Source organism: Dyadobacter sp. LHD-138 (assembly GCF_030929615.1).
Taxonomy (GTDB): domain Bacteria; phylum Bacteroidota; class Bacteroidia; order Cytophagales; family Spirosomataceae; genus Dyadobacter.
The window spans coordinates 208764-227189 of the sequence record NZ_JAVFVU010000011.1 but is presented as its reverse complement, the minus strand read 5'-3'; the positions used below and the strand labels follow the sequence as shown (position 1 = coordinate 227189).

14 protein-coding genes and 4 tRNA genes are annotated in these 18426 nt (G+C 43.8%); all 18 read right to left on the bottom strand.

Features of this window, described 5'->3' with window-relative positions:
* Positions 1-96: 96 nt before the first annotated feature.
* The 18 genes from RB622_RS10715 to RB622_RS10630 all read right to left on the bottom strand — a co-directional run bounded on the left by RB622_RS10715 (position 97) and on the right by RB622_RS10630 (position 18353).
* Positions 97-1209, bottom strand: coding sequence for a hypothetical protein (locus RB622_RS10715; RefSeq protein ID WP_308046537.1), 1113 nt, complete (start codon positions 1207-1209; stop codon positions 97-99).
* A 283-nt stretch (positions 1210-1492) separates the two neighbouring features.
* Positions 1493-1822: a DUF3467 domain-containing protein gene (locus RB622_RS10710; RefSeq protein ID WP_254562894.1), complete on the bottom strand. Its 330-nt coding sequence runs from the start codon at positions 1820-1822 to the stop codon at positions 1493-1495.
* Positions 1823-1978: 156 nt separating this feature from the next.
* A complete protein-coding gene (gene rpoC, locus RB622_RS10705; RefSeq protein ID WP_308046536.1) occupies positions 1979-6301 on the bottom strand; it encodes a DNA-directed RNA polymerase subunit beta' in 4323 nt (1440 codons plus the stop codon).
* A gap of 93 nt (positions 6302-6394) precedes the next feature.
* Positions 6395-10258 (bottom strand): DNA-directed RNA polymerase subunit beta, encoded by a 3864-nt coding sequence (rpoB, locus tag RB622_RS10700; RefSeq protein ID WP_308046535.1) that lies wholly within the window; start codon positions 10256-10258, stop codon positions 6395-6397.
* Positions 10259-10595: 337 nt separating this feature from the next.
* Positions 10596-10976, bottom strand: a complete 381-nt coding sequence (rplL, locus tag RB622_RS10695; protein WP_308046534.1) for a 50S ribosomal protein L7/L12 — start codon at positions 10974-10976, stop codon at positions 10596-10598.
* A gap of 89 nt (positions 10977-11065) precedes the next feature.
* Entirely contained in the window at positions 11066-11596 is a 531-nt protein-coding gene (gene rplJ / locus RB622_RS10690) for a 50S ribosomal protein L10 (protein ID WP_308046533.1), read from the bottom strand.
* 1 nt (position 11597) lies between these two features.
* Positions 11598-12296 carry a 50S ribosomal protein L1 gene (gene rplA, locus RB622_RS10685; protein WP_308046532.1) on the bottom strand — a complete coding sequence of 233 codons (699 nt, stop codon included), beginning with the start codon at positions 12294-12296 and terminating at the stop codon, positions 11598-11600.
* 33 nt (positions 12297-12329) lie between these two features.
* Positions 12330-12779: a 50S ribosomal protein L11 gene (rplK, locus tag RB622_RS10680; RefSeq protein WP_090339956.1), complete on the bottom strand. Its 450-nt coding sequence runs from the start codon at positions 12777-12779 to the stop codon at positions 12330-12332.
* Positions 12780-12858: 79 nt separating this feature from the next.
* On the bottom strand, positions 12859-13413 hold the full coding sequence (gene nusG / locus RB622_RS10675) for a transcription termination/antitermination protein NusG (RefSeq protein ID WP_308046531.1): 555 nt from the start codon (positions 13411-13413) through the stop codon (positions 12859-12861).
* A 32-nt stretch (positions 13414-13445) separates the two neighbouring features.
* Positions 13446-13637 carry a preprotein translocase subunit SecE gene (secE, locus tag RB622_RS10670; RefSeq protein WP_137341234.1) on the bottom strand — a complete coding sequence of 64 codons (192 nt, stop codon included), beginning with the start codon at positions 13635-13637 and terminating at the stop codon, positions 13446-13448.
* 18 nt (positions 13638-13655) lie between these two features.
* Positions 13656-13726: transfer RNA gene (locus RB622_RS10665), tRNA-Trp, on the bottom strand.
* Between the two features lie 101 nt (positions 13727-13827).
* Positions 13828-15015 (bottom strand): elongation factor Tu, encoded by a 1188-nt coding sequence (gene tuf / locus RB622_RS10660; RefSeq protein WP_308046530.1) that lies wholly within the window; start codon positions 15013-15015, stop codon positions 13828-13830.
* A 202-nt stretch (positions 15016-15217) separates the two neighbouring features.
* Positions 15218-15289: transfer RNA gene (locus RB622_RS10655), tRNA-Thr, on the bottom strand.
* Between the two features lie 154 nt (positions 15290-15443).
* Positions 15444-15516: transfer RNA gene (locus RB622_RS10650), tRNA-Gly, on the bottom strand.
* Positions 15517-15575: 59 nt separating this feature from the next.
* Positions 15576-15658, bottom strand: a tRNA-Tyr gene (locus RB622_RS10645).
* A 165-nt stretch (positions 15659-15823) separates the two neighbouring features.
* Positions 15824-16945, bottom strand: a complete 1122-nt coding sequence (locus RB622_RS10640; RefSeq protein WP_308046529.1) for a hypothetical protein — start codon at positions 16943-16945, stop codon at positions 15824-15826.
* A gap of 18 nt (positions 16946-16963) precedes the next feature.
* On the bottom strand, positions 16964-17782 hold the full coding sequence (locus RB622_RS10635; RefSeq protein ID WP_308046528.1) for a hypothetical protein: 819 nt from the start codon (positions 17780-17782) through the stop codon (positions 16964-16966).
* A complete protein-coding gene (locus RB622_RS10630; RefSeq protein ID WP_308046527.1) occupies positions 17763-18353 on the bottom strand; it encodes a sigma-70 family RNA polymerase sigma factor in 591 nt (196 codons plus the stop codon). Before RB622_RS10630 ends, RB622_RS10635 begins: the two co-directional genes overlap by 20 nt.
* Positions 18354-18426 lie beyond the last annotated feature (73 nt).

The following is an 18426-nucleotide window of genomic DNA, read 5'->3' as shown; positions in this document are numbered from 1 at the left end:
AATAATGCCTAGGAATTCGATACGCTGCGGCTTACGGAACAAAAACTTTCAGTGACGATTTTCTTCTTCTTTAATTTAACCCGGAGTCGTATCTAATCACCGTTCTATCGCGTTTGTGCTGCCTTTTAGGTAACTGTTAAAATGTGAAATAGTAAGTGCAGAGATGCTACGATATACTTCGGGAACAGAGCATTTGCCCGACGATCTGACAACAGTTGCCAACGAAGAAAAATCTTGGTGGCCAGCAGAGTCAATTTTTACAACTTGTTTTATGGCATTGACCTTGCTCAAAAAATTATAGGTAGAATCCTTCTTTGAGGTTTTAGGTTGAGGATTACTCTCTAAACGTAAGTAAGGCACAGATAAGGTTTCCTTCTTGAAGAAAGGTGTATTAATCGTCTCCTCAAAATCTTGATCCTCTGATTTCGAATAGCCATAATGATGGAATTCGGAGCCATCTAGTGAGACGATAGCGTCTATCTCGTACCGCTGCATAGCCCATAGTGCCCCAGCCAGACCTCCCCAACTATAACCTAATACCCCTATTTTGGTCGTATCTATCCTATTATCCAGACTTAACCGGTTCAAAATTTGATCGGCGTCTCTAACCTGTTCCATCAAGTCAGCGTTCTTCATCGTCATATCGCCAGGATACCGGCCAATTGAATTAACGCAGGCAATGATGTAGCCTTGGCGAACCAGCGATTCAAACAACAAGTAATTTTCATAACCCATCGAGCCGAAACTTGCGAAGTATAGGATCAGAGGAAATCGTTTAGATACTGACTTGGCCTGATTAAATGTATAGGTAGGATTTTGTAAAAGAAGGCTTGGCCGTGAGCAGCCGAACCCATCACAGAATGACTTAGCTATGGTCATTGGTAAACTGTCAAACTTCTGAGGCGCACTGTAGAAATTAGCCCGGTCTTGCAGCAATTGCAGGAAGTGCCCAAATCGTAGCGTTGAATCAGAAGCAACCGGTTGAGCAGGATACCAGAGATCAATATCAATCGGTCGAAAGTACAATCGATCGCTTTGCTCCACGTTTGGCTTGTAGGTTCTCGAACTGTCAACAAATGAGATAACCCGGTATCCTACTTGGTAAACTGTTGTAGTGTCGGCGGAGCTTTGCTGGGTATTTTTGTCGGAATCACAACCTGCCATCATTAGTAGGAGCAACCATAGAGGAAAGTAAAGGATTTTCAACATAAAGGTTTATCTAACTGATTGATATTAAAGCGAAGTTATGTAAAATCCTGCCAAGGGGTTACTTTTTTAACAAACTTTAATGAGGAGGTGCTGAAACTCGTTGCGCTTTTAGTACTAACTTTTAATTGAACACGATACCCGCAGAATCGTTAAAATGACTCCCAGTTTCTTCGAATATTTCAGTAGCAACAATTTTCACAGGACTAATTTCAGAAGCTACTTTAAAACAAAAAATCCTGCCGCAAAATATTTACGCAGCAGGATTTCAGTAAATATATAACAATTAAGCTTCGCCGCCGGGTCCTCCGAAACTGATCGGGAAGTTGAAGGAAGGATCGCTATCGTGGTTGCTCTGGATCGGTCCGTACTGATCTTCGTACTTTTCGATATTATCTTTCAAGGCTGCAACCAAACGTTTGGCATGCTCGGGTGTGATGATGATACGTGCCTTTACCTTTGCACGCGGCACACCCGGCATCAGACGGATGAAGTCCAGTATAAATTCGCTGTTGGAATGAGCGATCATCGCAAGGTTTGAGTAAACGCCTTCGGCCATTTCTTCCGAAAGTTCTACATTAATCTGCTGTTCGTTTTCTTTGTTGTTGTCTTCCATCGTCAAGGTTTTCGATATTTGCGCAGGTGCTGGATAATTACTTGTCGTTATTCATGCTTTTAGAAAGTGAAAATTACTAAAATTATACAGCATCTAAAAACAAAGAGTCGGTTCCGCTTACGCAGAACCGACTCTTTTATCTTATTGGAATTCCGACTAAACTAATTCACGTTTTTTACGCGACTGTTTTTCACGGGATTCTGCCAAAGCATCATATTCTTCTTTCGAACCAACAATGATGTCTATGTATTTACGCATACCTGTACCGGCCGGGATCAAGTGACCAACGATCACGTTTTCTTTCAGACCTTTCAGTTCGTCACGTTTTCCACGTACAGCAGCCTCAGACAATACTTTGGTTGTTTCCTGGAACGAAGCCGCAGAAACGAAACTTTCAGTACCCAATGAAGCTTGTGTGATACCCATCAAAGTAGGTTTCGCCACAGCCGCCTGTGCATCACGTGCTACAACCAGTTTCAAGTCACGACGTTTCAGACTTGAATTCTCGTCACGCAGACGACGTACAGAGATAATCATACCTGGCTTAAGTGTTTCAGAGCTACCAGCATCTTCAACCACTTTCATGTCAAGAATCTTATCATTTTCTTCGCGGAACACAACGCGGTCAACCGCTTGCATTTCCAGGAAGTTGGTATCACCGGCATCAAGTATTTCTACTTTCTGCATCATCTGGCGTACGATACACTCGATATGCTTGTCATTGATCTTCACACCCTGCAGACGATATACCTCCTGAATTTCATTCACAAGATATTCCTGAACTGCTGTTGGTCCTTTGATAGACAAGATATCTGCTGGTGTGATCGCTCCATCCGATAACGGATCACCTGCTTTTACGAAGTCACCATCCTGAACAAGAATGTGTTTCGAAAGGGCAACCATGTAGCGGCGTTGTGTACCATCTCTTGATTCGATATGAATCTCGCGGTTACCACGTTTAACACCTCCGTATGATACAACACCGTCGATTTCAGAAACTGTTGCAGGGTTCGATGGGTTACGTGCTTCGAATAATTCCGTTACACGCGGCAGACCTCCCGTAATATCGCGGGTTTTTCCAACCACACGTGGGATTTTCGCCAAAGGCTGACCAGCTTTGATACTAGCACCAGCCTTCACAACCAAACGAGCTCCTACCGGCAAGTTATAACCTTTCTCAGTCTGATCTTTCAGCAACGTGCTCTTACCTTTCACCACGATTGCCGGGTTTTTGGTTTTATCACGTGTTTCAATGATTACTGATTCCTGGAAACCTGTTTGCTCATCAAATTCTTCACGGTAGGTAATACCTTCTTCAATAGCGTCGAAAGAAACAACACCCGTGAATTCAGAAAGGATTACTGCGTGATATGGATCCCAAGTACAAAGTTCCTGTCCTTTCGTTACTTTCTCACCATCTTTTACAAGAAGCTGAGCACCGTAAGGAACGTTGTTGGAAATTAATAACTGACCTGTTTCAAGGTTAACGATTTTCACCTCACCTGAACGGCCCATTACTACTGTAATTGGATCTCCCTCTGAATTAACAGAATCAACCAAACGTAACTCTTCAAACTGAATTGTTCCGTCAAACTTCGCTTTGATGTTGGCATCAACAGAAATGTTGGATGCCGTACCACCCACGTGGAATGTACGAAGTGTAAGCTGTGTACCCGGCTCACCAATGGACTGCGAAGCAATTACACCCACAGCTTCACCAATGTTAACCATGTATGCCGAAGCAAGAGAACGGCCGTAACATTTCACACAAACACCACCACGTGTTTCGCAAGTAAGTACCGAACGGATTTCTACGCTTTCGATGCTTGTTTCATCAATATAGGAAGCGATTTCTTCTGTGATTTCCTGACCTGATGCAAGGATCATTTCTCCTGACAACGGATCAAAAACATCGTGAACACTTACACGGCCCAAAATACGCTCAGAAAGCGGTTCAACGATATCTTCGTTGTCTTTCAAAGCTGATATGGCAATACCACGAAGAGAACCACAATCTGTTTCAATAACCACAACATCCTGCGCAACATCATGCAAACGACGGGTCAGGTAACCTGCATCCGCTGTTTTCAAGGCTGTATCCGCAAGACCTTTACGCGCACCGTGTGTCGAGATAAAGTACTCAAGAACGTCAAGACCTTCTTTAAAGTTAGAAAGAATTGGATTTTCGATGATTTCACCTGCTCCACCAGCCATGTTTTTCTGAGGTTTGGCCATAAGACCCCTCATTCCACCCAGCTGACGAATCTGTTCACGGGAACCACGTGCACCGGAGTGCATCATCATATAGATGGAGTTAAATCCACCCTGATCCGTTTCCAATTGCTTCATCAATGTTTCTGTGATACGTGAGTTTACACGTGTCCAGATATCGATAACCTGGTTGTAACGTTCGTTTTCAGTGATAAGACCCATCAAGTAGTTACTCCAGACGTTTTCCACGTCTACTTTCGCCTGCTCGATCAGTTTAACTTTTTCATCCGGTACCATTACATCATTAAGCCCCATTGACAAACCGCCTTTGAAGGCCATTTGGAAACCGAGTTCTTTGATTTCATCCAGGAACTGGGCGCAACGCGCAACCCCTGCAAGTTTGAATACCAAACCAATGATTTGCTGCAACTTTTTCTTCGTAAGCAGCTCATTAATATAACCTACCTCAGCTGGAACCGCCTGGTTGAACAGGATACGGCCGGCAACTGTTTCGACTAATTTAATTTCAAATGTTCCATCATCGTTACGTACACGCAGACGGCATTTGATGTTGGCATGCTTGGAAAGTTTGCCTTCATTGATCGCAATGATTACTTCATCCGGTCCGTAGAAAGTCATTCCTTCTCCCAGGATCGGATACTGAGGCGTGCTTACACGGCCCTTTGTTACATAATACAGACCCAAAACCATGTCTTGTGATGGTACCGTAATCGGTGCACCATTCGCAGGGTTAAGGATGTTATGTGAAGAAAGCATCAACATCGAAGCTTCCAAAACGGCTTCCTGACCCAATGGCACGTGAACAGCCATCTGGTCACCGTCAAAGTCAGCGTTGAATGCAGTACACACAAGTGGGTGCAACTGGATTGCTTTTCCTTCGATCAGCTTAGGCTGGAAAGCCTGGATACCCAAACGGTGAAGTGTTGGAGCACGGTTTAGAAGAACAGGATGCCCTTTCAAAACGTTTTCCAAAATATCCCAAATCACAGGATCTTTACGATCTACGATTTTCTTAGCTGATTTTACAGTTTTAACGATTCCGCGCTCGATAAGCTTGCGAATGATAAACGGCTTGAATAATTCAGCAGCCATATCTTTCGGCAAACCGCACTCGTGCAGTTTCAATTCTGGTCCTACGACAATTACAGAACGACCAGAATAATCGACACGCTTACCAAGCAAGTTTTGACGGAAACGTCCTTGCTTACCTTTAAGCATATCAGAAAGTGATTTCAAAGCACGGTTCCCTTCAGAACGTACTGCGTTCACTTTACGGCTGTTATCAAAAAGCGAATCAACCGCTTCCTGCAACATACGTTTTTCGTTACGCAAGATTACCTCAGGTGCTTTGATCTCGATCAGACGTTTCAAACGGTTGTTACGAATGATAACGCGGCGATACAAGTCATTTAAGTCAGAAGTCGCAAAACGACCACCATCCAGAGGTACAAGCGGACGAAGTTCTGGTGGAATAACCGGAACCATTTTGATCACCATCCATTGCGGGCGGTTTTCAACACGCGTATTTGCATCACGGAAAGCTTCAACAACTTTCAGACGTTTAAGCGCTTCCGCCTTACGTTGCTGAGAAGTATCCGTTGCAGCCTGGTGACGAAGTTCGTATGAAAGCTCATCCAGTTTGATACGGCTCAAAAGCATTTCAAGCGCATCAGCACCCATCTTCGCGATAAACTTGTTTGGATCCGTGTCCGGAAGCTGTTGGTTTTCACGAGGAAGTTTGTCGATGATGTCAAGATATTCGTCTTCGGTAAGGAAGTCAAGGTAGCTAACGCCGTCCTCTTCTTTAACACCAGCTTGTACTACGGCATACCGCTCGTAGTAAATAATTTGATCCAGTTTTTTGGTAGACAATCCCAGCAAATAACCGATTTTGTTCGGTAAGCTACGGAAGTACCAGATGTGTGCAACAGGAACCACAAGCTCAATGTGTCCCATACGCTCACGACGTACCTTTTTCTCAGTCACTTCCACACCGCAACGGTCGCAGATGATACCTTTGTAACGGATACGTTTGTATTTTCCACAATGACATTCCCAATCCTTCACAGGACCGAAAATACGCTCACAGAACAAACCACCCATTTCCGGCTTATAAGTCCGGTAGTTGATAGTTTCAGGCTGGGTTACTTCACCGAATGAACTTTCCAGTATCGATTCAGGTGAGGCCAGACTGATTGTCATTCTGGAAAAATCACTATTTAGTTTTTTGTTCTTTTTGAAAGACATAATTAAAGAGTCGTTTGTCTGTTAGTCGAAACTCAATTTGTATTGCATTTCTAAGCAGAGCAGCATTACTGCCGCTCTGCTTACGACTAAAAATTAGTCCAGCGTAATTTCCAATGCCAATCCACGAAGTTCGTGAACAAGTACATTGAATGACTCCGGAATATTTGGTTTCGGAAGGTTTTCACCTTTTACGATAGCTTCGTATGCTTTGGCACGGCCCACTACGTCATCCGATTTTACGGTAAGGATTTCCTGAAGGATATGAGATGCACCGAATGCTTCAAGTGCCCACACTTCCATCTCTCCAAAACGCTGACCCCCAAACTGTGCTTTACCACCCAACGGCTGTTGTGTAATAAGCGAGTATGGTCCAATCGAACGCGCGTGCATTTTATCGTCAACCAAGTGACCCAGCTTCATCATGTACATAAGTCCGACTGTAACTGGTTGGTCAAAACGCTCTCCGCTAAGTCCGTTGTACAGATAAGTACGTCCCCAATCCGGCAACCCGGCTTCTTTCAACTCAGCTGCAACTTCTGCTTCCGTAGCTCCATCGAAGATAGGCGTAGCATAGCGACGACCCAGTTTAAGACCTGCCCATGCAAGGATGGTTTCGTAAATCTGACCGATGTTCATACGTGAAGGTACCCCAAGCGGGTTCAACACGATGTTCATTGGTGTTCCGTCTTCAAGGAATGGCATGTCTTCATCACGTACAATACGGGCAACAACCCCTTTGTTACCGTGACGACCCGCCATTTTATCCCCTACTTTCAATTTACGTTTCTTAGCGATATATACTTTCGCAAGTTTCACGATACCTGCCGGAAGTTCATCTCCCACTTCAAGCGCAAAACGGTCACGTTTGAAACGGCCCATCAACTCGCTGCGTGCGTTAAGATAATTCTTCAATGCAAGCGAAACCTGGCGGTTGGCATGCGCATCATCCGTCCATGAATCAGTCAATACATCACCGATCAAGTTTACTTCCTCAACCACGGCGTACTGGCTTTCGTCACGGTACGGGTTGTTGGCAGGGAATAAATTCTCAGAGATATTTCTCACGTTGAATTTAACCGCTTTTGAAATCAACTCATCACCGAATTTGTGCTTAACACCCTGACTTGTTTTGCCATCTGTAAGAGAAACTAATTTCTCGATGATACGTCCGCGAAGTGCTGTCAAGTCACGGCCATATTTCTTCATAAGCAATTTAAGCTCGTCTTTGTGTTTCGCACGCTCTTCTTTCGTAGGACGAGAGAAAAGTTTGGTATCGATAACTACACCTTTCATAGATGGCGGTGCTTTTTTCGAAGCATCCTTCACATCACCGGCTTTGTCACCAAAGATTGCACGAAGAAGTTTTTCTTCCGGAGTCGGATCAGACTCACCTTTTGGTGTGATCTTACCAATCAGAATATCACCCTCTTTTACTTCCGTACCAACTTGTACGATACCGTTTTCATCAAGGTTTTTAACAGTTTCCTCGCTTACGTTAGGAATCTCAGCAGTAAGTTCTTCTTCTCCACGTTTCGTATCACGTACTTCCAATTCAAATTCTTCAATGTGAATAGAAGTAAAGATATCGTCACGAACCACTTTCTCAGAGATTACAATCGCATCCTCAAAGTTGTATCCCTGCCAAGGCATGAACGCAACCAAAAGGTTACGACCCAAGGCAAGTTCTCCACCTTCTGTACCATATCCCTGGCATAATGCTTCACCTTTCGATACCTTTTGGCCTTTAAGAACCATTGGTTGCAGGTTTAAGCAAGTATCCTGGTTGGTACGACGGAACTTAACAAGGTCGTAAGAAACGCTGTCTTCAATAAAGCTTACAAGACGCTCTTCATCTGTTCTTTCGTAGCGAACAACAATTTTAGTTGCATCCACATACTCAATCACACCGTCACCTTCCGCCACTACCAATGCACGTGAATCCATCGCAACACGCTTTTCAAGGCCCGTTCCAACGATTGGCGCTTGTGGGCGCAACAATGGAACACCTTGACGCTGCATGTTCGATCCCATCAAAGCACGGTTGGCATCATCGTGTTCAAGGAAAGGAATAAGAGAAGCTGCTACCGATACGATCTGGTTAGCGGCAACGTCCATATAAGAAGCCTGAGAAGGATCAACCATCGGGAAGTCACCTTCAAAACGCGTCTTGATTTTTTCTACCGTAAAGTTTCCGTCCGTATCTACCGAGGCGTTAGCCTGAGCGATATATTTGGAATCCTCTTCTTCGGCAGTCATGTATATAATATCATTCGTCAGCTTTCCGCCACCATCGATCACACGGTAAGGAGTTTCAATGAAACCCATTCCGTTCACCTTGGCAAATACGCAAAGAGAAGAAATCAAACCAATGTTAGGTCCTTCAGGCGTTTCGATTGTACACAGACGACCGTAGTGCGTGTAGTGAACGTCACGAACCTCAAAACCTGCTCTTTCACGGGAAAGACCACCAGGCCCAAGCGCAGACATACGTCTTTTGTGGGTGATCTCAGCCAATGGATTCGTTTGATCCATGAACTGTGACAACTGGTTGGTACCAAAGAAAGAGTTAATAACAGAAGAAAGCGTACGCGCGTTGATCAAATCAACAGGCTTGAAATCTTCGTTGTCACGCACGTTCATACGTTCTTTGATGGTACGGGCCATACGAGCCAAACCTACACCGAACTGTGCGTAAAGTTGTTCACCAACGGTACGAACACGACGGTTTGACAAGTGGTCAATATCATCGACAACTGCTTTCGCATTGATAAGACCGATCAGATACTTAACGATCGAAACGATATCACCTGTTGTCAGAACGCGTACGTCAAGACTTGTGTCAGAACCTAATTTTTTGTTGATACGGTAACGACCAACATCACCAAGGTCATAACGCTTATCACTGAAGAACAAGCTTTGGATTACATCCCTTGCCGTTTGCTCATCCGGTGCTTCTGCGTTACGAAGCTGACGGTAAATCTGCTCAACAGCTTCCTTGTCGGAGTTTGAGCTATCTTTTTGCAGCGTATTATAAATGATGTTATAATCCGCAACATTCATGTCTTCCTTGTGAAGGATCACTGACTTCTGGCCAGATTCCACGATAACCTCGATATCGTCAGGAGTGATTGTTGAATCACGCTCTAACAATACTTCGTTACGCTGGATAGAAACTACCTCACCGGTATCTTCATCCACGAAATCTTCTGTCCAGGTGCGAAGCACTCTCGCAGCCAAACGACGGCCAACCGCTTTTTTCAAGTTTGTCGGTGTCGCTCCGATTTCCTCAGAAAGTCCGAAGAGATCAAGGATATCCTTATCAGAACCAAAACCGATGGCTCTTAAAAGCGTAGTAACCGGGAATTTCTTCTTACGGTCGATATATGCATACATGACATTATTCACGTCAGTAGAGAATTCAATCCATGAACCCTTAAACGGGATAATACGTGCTGAATATAATTTAGAGCCGTTTGTGTGCTTGCTCATGGAGAAGAACACACCCGGAGAACGGTGTAACTGAGAAACAATAACACGTTCAGCACCATTGATTACAAATGAACCGCGGTCGGTCATGTAAGGGATATTTCCTAGGAATACCTCTTGTTCAATGGTTTCAAATTCTTCGTGATCTGCATCATTACATATCAAACGTAATTTTGCTTTCAGAGGCACTGCATAAGTTAACCCACGATCAATTGATTCGTCGACAGAATACTTTGGTGGCTCTAATAAATAGTCGATAAATTCGAGCACGAAGTTGTCGCGAGAATCGGCAATAGGAAAGTTTTCAGCGAAAACTTTGTACAATCCTTCATCAGAACGATCTTCTACTGAAGTATCAAGACTGAAGAAATCCCGGAACGATTGTACCTGGATTCCCAACAGATCCGGATAATCAATAATCTGATTAATCCTGGAGAAATTTATTCTGGGAGTTGCTTTAATTGTAGCCAAGGCTATGTCTGATTTTGGGTTAGTAGAACGAAAACAAAGCGACGGTGTAACACATTACAACACGCAATCGTACTAATTAGTTTAAAACCTTAATCGTTTGCCTCGTAGAGAAAAATAGAATAACGGCCCCTTTTCTTCTTTTCTACGAGTAAAGAAGTGTTTCAGACCAATTATCCGGAAGGAGAATTAGCGAACCGAAGAATAAAATTTCACTTTCGGCCCAATAAACCAAACGTAAGGAAGTACATTTTGTTTGGTTTATATGCAAAATAGGAAAAGACCTGACGTCAGTCAGGCCTTGTTCCCAAGATATTATTGATGATTGGTATAAAGCAAATTACTTCACTTCAACTTCTGCACCAGCTTCTTCAAGTTGTTTTTTCAAAGCTTCTGCTTCGTCCTTAGCAACTCCTTCTTTAACTGGTTTCGGTGCACCGTCAACAAGTTCTTTTGCTTCTTTAAGTCCAAGACCTGTAAGGTCTTTAACCAATTTCACAACAGCTAGTTTACTAGCACCTGCTGATTTCAAAATTACATCAAAAGACGTTTTTTCTTCTACTGCCGGAGCGTCACCGCCACCTGCTGGACCTGCAACCATTACTGCACCTGCAGCAGCTGGTTCGATTCCGTATTCGTCTTTAAGAATTGTAGCCAATTCGTTAACTTCTTTAACCGTTAGGTTAACAAGCTGTTCCGCGAAAGCTTTCAAATCTGCCATTTTTATTTTTGATTTTGTGATTATACAATAAGATGATTTTAAAAGCTCGATTTCTTATAAACCCGGAGAGCTCAGCCTGGCTATTTATATTAGTCTTCTTTCTCAGATAAAGTCTTAAGAATACCAGCCAATTTGTTTCCACCGCTTTGAAGAGCGCCGATAACGTTTTTAGCAGGCGATTGCAACAGACCGATAATCTCTCCAACCATCTCTTGTTTAGATTTAAGAGCGATCAGAACGTCAAGCTGGCTTTCACCAACAAAAAGAGATGAATCAACAGAAGCTCCTTTGAACTTAAGCTTGTCGCTACCTGCTTTTTTCTTGAATTCTTTAATCAGCTGTGCAGGAACTTTACCTGACTCCGGGTGAAACATTACACCGGAAAAACCTTTCAAAACTGTGTCGAAAGAAGAATAATCCGTATCTAGTGTTTCTAATGCTTTCTTAATCAGAGTATTCTTAACAACACGATACTCGATACCGCGCTCGAAGCATAGGCCTCTAAGAACGTTAACCTCACTTACAGACATGCCTGCAGCACTGGTAATATAGAAGTATGGCGTGTTCGAGAATTTCTGACTTAGCTCGTCAATAATTACTGCTTTCTCTTCCCGTGTCATATTATAATCCTGGAATCGTGTTTTTGTCAATAGTCACACCCGGGCTCATCGTAGAAGATAAGTGAATGCTTTTTACGTAAGTACCTTTTGCCGAAGATGGCTTAAGGCGGATCAAGGTGTTGATAACCTCAGTCGCGTTCTGTGCAAGTTGGTCTGGTCCAAAAGAAACCTTTCCTACGCTGGTATGGATAATTCCAGATTTGTCAACCTTGAAATCGATCTTACCTGCTTTCACTTCTTTCACAGCTTTAGCTACATCTGGTGTAACTGTACCTGATTTAGGGTTTGGCATCAGACCACGAGGACCCAATACTTTACCTAACTTACCCACTTTTGCCATTACACTAGGCATTGTGATGATCACGTCGATGTCAGTCCAGCCTTGTTCTATCTTTGTGATAAACTCGTCAAGACCAACGAAATCTGCTCCTGCTTCTTTCGCTTCAGCCTCCTTATCAGGAGTACACAAAACCAATACACGAACATCCTTTCCGGTTCCGTGTGGCAATGTTACCACGCCACGTACCATTTGATCAGCTTTACGAGGATCAACGCCCAAACGAACGTCGATATCAACAGAAGAATCAAATTTAGTATAAGAAATCGTCTTTAGGACTTCCGCTGCTTGTTCCAAGGTATAAACCTGGGTTGCGTCGTATTTCGAAAGAGCTTCTTTTTGCTTTTTGGTCAATTTTCCCATGTTCTTTGTTTCTTTGGCGTAATTAAACTACGCTCAGTTGTTTTCTTCCCACGGGGCTTTGCCAGCTACGGTAATACCCATACTACGAGCCGTTCCCGCTATCATTTTCATAGCCGAATCAATTGTAAAACAGTTAAGGTCAGGCATTTTAGTTTCAGCGATCGTACGAACCTGATCCCAAGTAACTGAACCAACTTTTAGACGGTTTGGCTGAGCCGAACCAACTTTTACTTTTGATGCTTCCAGAAGAAGATTTGCGGCCGGGGGAGTCTTAATGACGAAGTCAAAAGACTTATCCTTATAGTACGTAATAACTACCGGCAATACCACACCAGGTTTATCCTGAGTACGGCCATTGAATTGCTTACAAAACTCCATGATATTCAAACCTTTCGATCCTAGTGCAGGACCGATTGGAGGTGAAGGGTTGGCTGAGCCACCTTTTACCTGTAGTTTGACGTATCCACCTATTTCTTTTGCCATTGTTTTGGAATTTGTGCGGTTCACTGATTAATTAAACGGCTTACATGCAAGTGGAAGCTTACCCTGCCCGTTCTCTTGATCAATTATCCTTTTCTACTTGTGCGTAACTTAATTCAACGGGTGTATTACGCCCGAATATTTTTACAACTACATTGAGTTTTTTCTTCTCATCAAATACTTCTTCCACCAAACCGATAAACCCGCTGAACGGACCATCGACCACCTTTACGGTTTCGCCTTTCATGAAAGACATGTTTGGTGCCTCTTCGTGCTGTTCCGCTTCGTCGACCCTACCTAAAATCCGGTTGATCTCCGACTGGCGCAACGGCACCGGTACTTTGGAATTCCCTTCTGCGTTTCCTAAGAAACCAATCACCCCAGGAATACTGGTAATGATGTGTAACACTTCACCTTTTGATAAATCAGCTGAAATGATAATGTATCCAGGAAAGAAATTCTTTTCCCGAACTCTCTTTTTTCCGTTACGCATCTCATAAATCTTCTCAGAAGGAATAAGAATCTGCGGAACGAATTCATTGAGTTTTTGCCGTGTTATTTCATTCTCGATATAGGACTTGATCTTTTTCTCTTGTCCTGACACAGCACGTAATACAAACCAATTTAATCCACTCATACCATTCAGGGGGTGTCGCTAAAAAAAATACCTTAGAAAGACTGATAAAACAGTCTGAGTGCGTTTTCAAAGACAAAATCCATCACTCCTACCACGAAGGCAAAAATGAGAGATCCAACAAGCACTAATGTTGTGTTCGCCTGAAGCTCGTTAAAGGGAGGCCACGTCACATGCTCGGTCATTTCTTCCCAAGACGCTTTTAGAAACGAAGTAAATTTATCCATTGTTGCTTTTGACTTTTGCACGGGTGGAGAGATTCGAACTCCCATCAACGGTTTTGGAGACCGCTATTCTACCCTTGAACTACACCCGTATTCCGTGCGAACCAATGTTTCGGGCTGCAAAGATACACTATTTTTATAAAAAACAAGTGCATTTCAAAAGAAACGCACTTGTTTTTTATTTTTATCTCGATTAGTCAACAATCTCAGTTACCTGACCCGCACCTACGGTACGTCCACCTTCACGAATCGCGAAACGAAGACCTTTTTCCATAGCGATTTTGCTGATCAATTTAACGTCGATTGTAACGTTATCACCTGGCATAACCATTTCAACACCAGCAGGAAGAGTGATCTCTCCTGTTACGTCAGTTGTACGGAAGTAGAACTGAGGGCGGTATTTGTTAAAGAATGGCGTGTGACGTCCACCTTCTTCTTTCGAAAGTACGTAAACTTCACCTTTGAAAGCAGCGTGAGGTTTTACTGAACCTGGCTTACAAATAACCATACCACGACGGATATCTTCTTTGTTAATACCACGAAGCAATAAACCTACGTTATCACCAGCTTCACCACGGTCAAGGATTTTACGGAACATCTCAACACCAGTTACGGTTGATTTAAGACCTTCTGCTCCCATACCCAAGATATCAACAGGCTCACCAGAGTTGATCACACCACGCTCGATACGACCAGTTGCAACAGTACCACGACCAGTGATCGAGAATACGTCTTCAACAGGCATAAGGAAAGGAAGATCAGTCATACGTGGAGGAATTGGAATGTAGCTGTCAACAGCGTCCATCAATTCTTCGATTGTCTTAACCCATTTTTCTTCGCCATTCAATCCACCCAAAGCAGAACCCTGGATAACTGGAATGTTGTCTCCATCATAATCGTAGAAGCTCAAAAGCTCACGGATTTCCATTTCAACAAGTTCAAGTAGTTCTGGATCATCAACCATATCCACTTTATTCATGAATACTACTAGTTGAGGAACACCTACCTGACGAGCCAAAAGAATGTGCTCACGAGTTTGAGGCATAGGACCATCAGTTGCAGCAACTACAATGATAGCTCCATCCATCTGAGCAGCACCAGTAACCATGTTCTTCACGTAATCCGCGTGACCTGGACAGTCAACGTGTGCATAGTGACGGTTTGCTGTTGCGTATTCTACGTGTGATGTATTAATTGTGATACCACGTTCTTTCTCTTCAGGTGCATTATCAATTGATGAGAAATCACGCAATACTGCTAAACCCTTTTTTGCCAATACAGTTGTAATTGCCGCTGTAAGGGTAGTTTTACCGTGGTCAACGTGCCCGATAGTACCAATATTCACGTGGGGTTTCGAGCGGTCAAACGTCTCTTTTGCCATGTCCTAAGTACGCTTAAAATTTGAAGTTATTACGAATTTATTAAACACTAATGATTGATTCCGTTTAGCTTACATTTACCAAGCCCTTCAAAACCAATAAAACTAAATGCAAAGAATCAAAATCTTCGCGGATACTTCGGAGACAAACCAACGCCATCCCGAGAAATCACCGCTGAATGCCCAAATATCCTGGCACTCTCTGAGCTATTGAGGGGATTTGAACCCCTGACCTCTTCCTTACCAAGGAAGTGCTCTACCCCTGAGCTACAACAGCAAATTTCAATATTTTAGAAACGTTACGCTTAACGTTTCCCTGGCTTTTTTGACCTAAATCAAAAAGGGCCCAATTTAAACAACAGCCAAAAGCGACCAGCGAAAGGGCTTCAAAATGAATGTTTTTCGCTGATCGCTTGACGGTGTCTTAATTGAGCGGAAGACGAGGTTCGAACTCGCGACCTATAGCTTGGAAGGCTATCGCTCTACCAGCTGAGCTACTTCCGCATCTGTTTTGTGCCTTTCTTTATTCTGGTAAATCATAAAGAAAACTTCGACACTCACTGTGGGGGCGGATGGATTCGAACCACCGTAGGCATACACCAGCAGATTTACAGTCTGCCCCATTTGGCCACTCTGGTACACCCCCTTTCAACATTTCAACACAACCGTGAAAACCTCTTGTCTCACTTTTGGAGCTGCAAAATTATGTCCTTTTTTAATACGCTGCAACTTATTTGGAAAAATATTTTCAAAAAAATTTAGCGCCCGTTAGAAATACATTTCTAGCAGACACTAAATCAACAGGTTATAATCAAAATAATTTTATTCCAAAACTCAACATTTTTACGGCCGGTCCCTGATTTGTTTCATAAAGTTCGTTCAAATCGTAGTTCACGAACAAATCGGGGAACCTGCGGATGCCCAGTTCAAATCCCACGCCATACCGGACATCATTGGCAAAAAAGTTAACACGATCGAATTTTTTGTCCTTACTTCCCTCCGCCACAATCTTCGAATAACTCCCCAGACGGTACCCGCCGTAGACGCCGGCGGTGATGTGGGAGATGAACGATCTGCGGAAACTGAGCGTCGGCATGAACGACAGGTTCACAAACGGCAGCACATACTTGTTTTTCTTCAACGCGATCTCATTCGTGCCTTGTTCGTCCAGAACAGGTTTGAACACGGCGATACCATCCGGCGATTTTACAATTTTTTTATTCCCTTCAAACATCAGGTTGTACCAGGAAAAATCAATACCAAAATCGAAGCTCAACCGCGCTTTCTGTCCCTTTGCAACGGTCGTGGAAGCGATATATCCCAGACTGATGTACCGCGATGCAAATGGTTTTAAATCAGGCATTTCATTTACCGCCCCCGAACTTAATGTCATGGGTGTATTGCTGCCATAGGTGTTCAGCCCCAGCCCGATGTTAAAGCCTTTGCGCGGACTGGATCCCCAGCTCGGAACATAAGCCTTTGCCGCCTCTCCAATCTTTCCGTAATTAAAATTTCCCGTATTATCGTCCGACACATCGACGTCATCATCATTGACCGCCACGCGCTTATTCCCGTTTTTTATCTGCAGGCCCCGTCTCCCGATCCTGACATAATTTTTATCGTCGCCCAGGTCCGGTTTATTTTTCAGATAATCGTCACCGCTAAACTCCTCGACGATCAGCGTCGTGTCCTGCTGCGTACTATCCAGACGGACTTTCAGGTCTTTCAGCAAAGCATTCAGATCATATTTCAGGATTTTCTCCAATTCTTTCTTATTCTCCCCGTAAATGACCATTCTCGTTTTATTGCCAAATCTTACGATGATGGAGTCGTTCGGGAATGGTTTCTTATCCACTGGGGGGATTGTTTTTGCCGCCATAACTTCTGTCAGCGACATCAGCAGCGCAACTACCAAAATGATTCTCGTTTTCATGACTAAGGGGGTTACCAATTAATTTTTCCGTTCACGTTTACCTGAAACTTTTTCATCATCATTCGTTCGGTCATCTGCTCTTGCCATGATACTTTTCGGATTAAATCCAACGTCATCCCAATCCACCGGTTCGGCTTCCCTTACATTTTTAAGCTGGCGAAAAACGCGGGCAAACCGCGAAGGTTTCCCTTTTTCTTTCGGCTCGTTCACCGGTTCTTCAACCTCTACGATAATGGTACGGTCTGGTTTCTTTTCATCCACACGGGCAAGTTCCGGCGCTTTCGGGACAACCTTTTCCGGCACGATGGACGGCTGCATATCAGGTTTATCCAATTTCACTTCGTTTGTTTTTGCCGTTTCAATTTTAGCGATCTGGATCTGCGGCTGGTTATCCGGCTTGTTTTCCTCCGCGTTGGCTTTGCGCAAAGGATTTCTTTCGATCACCTTCTGATGCACCTTGCGATCCACTTTTACTTCCGCCAATACAGGTGTCTGGCCAGCCGACTCAATTTCGAGCTCCTTGTCCTTGCCTTCAACAGCTTCTTTTTTCCCGGTTACTGGATCCGGCGTTGGTTTTACATCCGGTGTGACTTTTTCCACCCGGGCCATCTGAACAGTGCCTGTCGGGGAAGAAACAGGATCCTGACTTTGCCACACGAGGTACCCCGTGATCATCGTCAGCACCATACTTGCCGCCGCATACCATACCCACGCCGCCATTCGCCGCGATTTGTTCTTCTGACCTTCCTGAATCCGTTTCCAAGCCAGCTCAGTAGGTTTTTTCTCCAATGAAGTGAGTCTCTTTTTGAAAAGATCATCAACCGGATGCTTTTTCATAATTCAATTTTTTTTTGAAATCATTTTCCCATTCCACCACCATTTTTTGCAACAATGCCCGGGCGCGGTGTAACTGGGATTTCGATGTACTTTCAGTAATACCTAACAATCCTGCAATTTCGCTATGCGCATAACCTTCAATTGCATATAAATTAAAAACCGTGCGATAACCAACCGGAAGTTTTTCAATAATATCCAGGAGCTCCTGCGTTTCAATATGCTGGTCCGCGTAATTATAGTCCGGAATATTGGCCGCTTCGTCAGATAAAATATCTTCCGGCATTTGTTTTCTTTTCCGCAGCAACCCAAGTGCCTCATTCACCATGATCCGCCTGATCCACCCTTCAAAACTTCCATCACCACTGAACTGGTCAATTTTCCCAAACACTTTCAGAAAACCCTCCACCATCACATCCTCGGCCGTCATTTCATCACCCAGATAACGAAAGCATACCCCCAGCATGCGCGGGCCATACTTTTCGTACACCTGTCTCTGCGCCCTGGCGTCTTCCTGCCGGAGTGCTTTGATCAGCTGTGCTTCCTGGTTAAAAAAGGATAAAATTCGACCCATGCTCATGTTGTTTCAATGGTAAGATGTGAAAACCTATCCCGGAGGTTGCACAACAGGATTTATTTTTTTAAAT

Bases quoted from the DNA above. Each gene is read 5' to 3' on its own strand.
- RB622_RS10715 (WP_308046537.1), bottom strand. From the start codon at position 1,209: ATGTTGAAAATCCTTTACTTTCCTCTATGGTTGCTCCTACTAATGATG.
- RB622_RS10710 (WP_254562894.1), bottom strand. From the start codon at position 1,822: ATGGAAGACAACAACAAAGAAAACGAACAGCAGATTAATGTAGAACTT.
- rpoC (WP_308046536.1), bottom strand. From the start codon at position 6,301: ATGTCTTTCAAAAAGAACAAAAAACTAAATAGTGATTTTTCCAGAATG.
- rplL (WP_308046534.1), bottom strand. From the start codon at position 10,976: ATGGCAGATTTGAAAGCTTTCGCGGAACAGCTTGTTAACCTAACGGTT.
- rplJ (WP_308046533.1), bottom strand. From the start codon at position 11,596: ATGACACGGGAAGAGAAAGCAGTAATTATTGACGAGCTAAGTCAGAAA.
- rplA (WP_308046532.1), bottom strand. From the start codon at position 12,296: ATGGGAAAATTGACCAAAAAGCAAAAAGAAGCTCTTTCGAAATACGAC.
- rplK (WP_090339956.1), bottom strand. From the start codon at position 12,779: ATGGCAAAAGAAATAGGTGGATACGTCAAACTACAGGTAAAAGGTGGC.
- nusG (WP_308046531.1), bottom strand. From the start codon at position 13,413: ATGAGTGGATTAAATTGGTTTGTATTACGTGCTGTGTCAGGACAAGAG.
- secE (WP_137341234.1), bottom strand. From the start codon at position 13,637: ATGGATAAATTTACTTCGTTTCTAAAAGCGTCTTGGGAAGAAATGACC.
- tuf (WP_308046530.1), bottom strand. From the start codon at position 15,015: ATGGCAAAAGAGACGTTTGACCGCTCGAAACCCCACGTGAATATTGGT.
- RB622_RS10640 (WP_308046529.1), bottom strand. From the start codon at position 16,945: ATGAAAACGAGAATCATTTTGGTAGTTGCGCTGCTGATGTCGCTGACA.
- RB622_RS10635 (WP_308046528.1), bottom strand. From the start codon at position 17,782: ATGAAAAAGCATCCGGTTGATGATCTTTTCAAAAAGAGACTCACTTCA.
- RB622_RS10630 (WP_308046527.1), bottom strand. From the start codon at position 18,353: ATGGGTCGAATTTTATCCTTTTTTAACCAGGAAGCACAGCTGATCAAA.